This is a genomic window from Commensalibacter communis (genome assembly GCF_947179105.1).
GTDB lineage: Bacteria > Pseudomonadota > Alphaproteobacteria > Acetobacterales > Acetobacteraceae > Commensalibacter > Commensalibacter communis.
The window spans coordinates 1-3,847 of the sequence record NZ_CAMXCK010000019.1 but is presented as its reverse complement, the minus strand read 5'-3'; the positions used below and the strand labels follow the sequence as shown (position 1 = coordinate 3,847).

Sequence of the window (3,847 nt, the reverse complement as noted above, 5' to 3'; positions counted from 1 at the left end):
ATTTTCAATGAATTATCTTGTGGATAATGACCCTTAATAATACTTTAATAAATTTATAATAAGAAAATCACCTGTGAATTCTTTTTTTACCTTGTGGAAAACTTCTAAAAAACCATTTGATTTACGAGTAATATTTAGCAATGACTTTTTTATGTGATTTGTTGTTATGCTCAGGAAGATAAATTAAATATGCCCATAAACGCCTCATATTTAATCGTAGAAGCAGTTTAAAATATTTTATATGGAAATCATCACAAAATGAATTAAAGTCTCTCCAGAGCAATTTAAACGGCTTTTGGTTCCATTAGATTTTATTTTCTTTTTACAAACAATTTTGAGCATCAAAAGCAAACGATATTAAACGATTTATATTGATAGTTAATCCTCAATACAAAAATCAGCTACTTTGAAACAATCAAGACTATCAAGTTAGAAAAAAACTAAATGAACCTCTTTTTATTTTTTAGGTTTGATGAGCCATCTTTTGACTCTTTCTGGGTCAGGTGTTGGGGTAAAGTTAATTTTTGTTCCTATAAGTGATGGGCGAATTGATTTTTGTTTTGGTTTTGTTGTGATGCCGCTTAAATCTTCCATATTTTCACGATCCAATTTATAGATTGAGCTTTTTATGGATATTTCATTTGTTGGAGTAATGTGTTTTTTGCATAACTTCAAAAAAGCAGAGTAAGTAAAATTCAAATCGTCTTTACGTTTAGACCATATATGCTTTTTGGGTATTGCTCTTTTTATATCCTGTTCTATTTCTTCTTTGAAACGAAAAAAGAGAACCCTAGCTTCACCCCATTTTGCCTTCTTTACCATATATTTTTGTCCGTTTTTGGATTTTATTGTAAAAAATGCGCTCTATCAAATAAAAAGTCCAAAAACGGACAAAAGTATCCTAATATCGTGTGGCAAGATGTGTATTCCAGGACTGGAATACTAAACTTATTCGCATTTCATGCTCAACGGGAAAAAGATCAGTGTAGGGATGTATTATTGTTGTGTTTGTCAAAATATGCTATGGTAAACACCATAATGAAATTGTTGCGTCTACAAGGTAGACCACAATATCAGGCTAATAACAAACGACCTGTTTCGAGGTCGTTTGTTATGGTTATTTAAGGTTTAAAAAAAGCAGAACAATTTCCATTAGCTTTTTTATTTAATTTATCATAATCGTTAATTATAATATCTAATGTTTGTGATAAATAGTTAAGAAACTCTTGTTGACTATAATTTTTGAATTTTGGACTCTGTGTAATAAAATTTTCAGCACGCTGCTTCATTTTTGAAAATGTAAAAAAGGGTATATCATATTTAGGTGAGTTACCTAATGCAACGGCACGTTCATTAACGCGCATAATCACTCCAGAAGCCATAAAATCACCAATCATACATTCTTCTTTTTTTTGGTCTGTATCTTTAGTGTGTAAATAACAATCATAAACATCAGCCGTTAATCTTTTCATTCCTTCAGCACAATATTTTGGTAAGAACCTTCTTTCTGTAGCTTGTATCATGGCTTCTGAAGCATGCGTTGGCTTGTCTGCTGCTTGTGCGATTAAAGGAAATACCAGAATAGGCAAGGCGAGTAAGAATTTTTTCATTCATTAAACCTTAAATAAAAACATTAAAATTATTTATTAATTCTCATTTTAAACCAAAAAATATCTTCATCAAAGGAATTAAATGTGGCCACTACTCAATATGCACAGATTGATCTCAATCGATTACAAGCAATCATTGAAAAATTTCAATATTCTGTTACAGACGCATCAAAAATAATCCAAAACCCCCTTCTCAGGAAGCTGTAAAAAAGATTCAAGATCAAAATTCTGTTGGGAGGAAGCCTCCTAATCCAGTAAATACACAACAGCATAATGCAGGCAAAAGAACAACTGCTCATGATCTTCAAATGGCTAAAGAATGTTCTCGAATAGAGAGTACATGCAATAATTATCATAACGATATAAAAGTTATCGTTAACCCACCAAGTGGTGATCCAATTCAAATAGCAAATCAAGTTTGTGAACAATTAAAACGTCATTCTTGTGGTCAATCTAACGGTATGAGTAAGCAATCGGTGCAGCAGAAAAGAACAGGGCATTAATTTTGATTTTTCTTATGAAATTTACGATAAAAAATCTGATTGTGTAGTTGTGAAGTTTTAATCCTCAAGAAATTCTTTTATTTAAAAGTTAGGTTTGGTTCATTGCTTAGGAATGATGCAAAGTAATCGAGCTTTAAAACCTCAAAGTTGACTGCAAAATGCGTTTTAAAATCAACAACAATAATGTCAGACAAAAATATGACAATTTTTATTGAGAAACCTAGGCTGTAGAGATGTTTGTCAGACAAATGTCTGACAAATCTATAGTATCAAAAAATACAAACTAAATAAATTCAATATGTTAATGCAAGTTTACCTTGCGTATGGTGTATGTCCTTAAAACTCTTCAGATTAAGGGTTCTCTCTGTTCATTTTTTGTCCATTTTTGTGAGCAAAGCGAACGGGATTTGCTATATTTATCATTTCTTATCAATTATTTATCAATTTTTTATCAAATTCTTATCATTTTACTTGATTTGTTTTAAAAAACTTAAATCTCTTTTAGAAGATGAAATGAAAAATAATCCTAGTTAGATTTTTGCGTAAAAATTACCATATCACTTTCGAGATCATAGGCAACGCTATAGTCTGGTAACTCATTTGTTGCGACTAAAGATTTTATTGATTGTCTGAAACCCTTTAACTTCTCGCTACTTCCCGTTTTTCTTAAAAGTAATTCTAATCCTATTTTCCACTCTTTTTGATTTCCACAATGTTTACGAGCCAATTCATAAATACGGCGATCTAAGGGCTTTCTCAGCCTGAAATAATCTGGGCTGATAGTTAAAACTTGATTAGCAGTAATAGAGCGGTAGAGCCAGTCTGGGAGTGTGACTGATACTCTGACCATACGACCGTCTTTTTCTTCAACAACACGCCATGCATCAATTAAACCAAAACCGTGTGCCTCTCTTGTTTGTGCTGTTTCAATATTGGTTGTGATGCTTGTTCCTCGTAGTCGCTCAAGGGCATCTTTTGCTCTACTATAATCACTACCACTTGTATGTCTATTTGTCGTTATAAGGTAATCATAGATCGTAAAGTGAACGGTTCGACTGATTTCTTTTTCTTCATAGATGGCTTGCATGAGTTTTGAGATGCAATAAATCCAAATATCTTTGTCATGGATCGTTGCCATGCCATATTCAGCATTAGGGGCTATAACGATACTAAAATTATTATGTTCATATTTTCTAGTTTTAATATCTCCTGCTTTTAAGGCAAATAAAGGATGTTCCATACTAGCGATATCATCTTGGAATGTCAGATTATTAAATATATCAGCAATAAAGAAATCTGTTTGCTTATGTTTCTTTGGTGAGAGATGCTTCTTTTCTGTGTTTTTTTGTATTGCTTCACATTCATATTGAATGGTATTCTTTGCATAAATCATTGTTTTATATTCTGTTGAAAAGTTTCTAAAAATGGTGATTGTTAAAGGGTAGTTGCAACGAACAACTACCCTTTTTATTAAGAATAATAACATAACGTAATTACAAAGAATAAAGCAAGAATTATTATCGTGCATTTAGATACCATATTACGTGCATTTAGATACCATATTACGTGCATTTAGATACCATATTACGTGCATTTAGATACCATATTACGTGCATTTAGATACCTATGTGAATAATTTATTATTTATTTTCAATGAATTATCTTGTGGATAATGACCCTTAATAATACTTTAATAAATTTATAATAAGAAAATCACCTGTGAATTCTTTTTTT

At 31.2% G+C, this 3,847-nt stretch carries 4 protein-coding genes; 1 reads left to right on the top strand and 3 read right to left on the bottom strand.

Annotated features, from left to right (window positions below; all coding sequences use genetic code 11):
- Window positions 1-456: 456 nt before the first annotated feature.
- Together PQG52_RS11365 and PQG52_RS11360 are read right to left on the bottom strand one after the other, a co-directional pair.
- On the bottom strand, window positions 457-822 hold the full coding sequence (locus PQG52_RS11365; RefSeq protein ID WP_271829598.1) for a hypothetical protein: 366 nt from the start codon (window positions 820-822) through the stop codon (window positions 457-459).
- Window positions 823-1,121: 299 nt separating this feature from the next.
- Complete coding sequence (locus tag PQG52_RS11360) at window positions 1,122-1,610, bottom strand: hypothetical protein (protein ID WP_271829597.1); 489 nt, start codon at window positions 1,608-1,610, stop codon at window positions 1,122-1,124.
- Between the two features lie 308 nt (window positions 1,611-1,918).
- Between PQG52_RS11360 and PQG52_RS11355 the strand changes: the two genes are divergently transcribed.
- Complete coding sequence (locus tag PQG52_RS11355; RefSeq protein ID WP_271829596.1) at window positions 1,919-2,113, top strand: hypothetical protein; 195 nt, start codon at window positions 1,919-1,921, stop codon at window positions 2,111-2,113.
- A 526-nt stretch (window positions 2,114-2,639) separates the two neighbouring features.
- Here the strand turns inward: PQG52_RS11355 and PQG52_RS11350 are convergent.
- A complete protein-coding gene (locus tag PQG52_RS11350; RefSeq protein WP_271829595.1) occupies window positions 2,640-3,506 on the bottom strand; it encodes a replication initiator protein A in 867 nt (288 codons plus the stop codon).
- Window positions 3,507-3,847 lie beyond the last annotated feature (341 nt).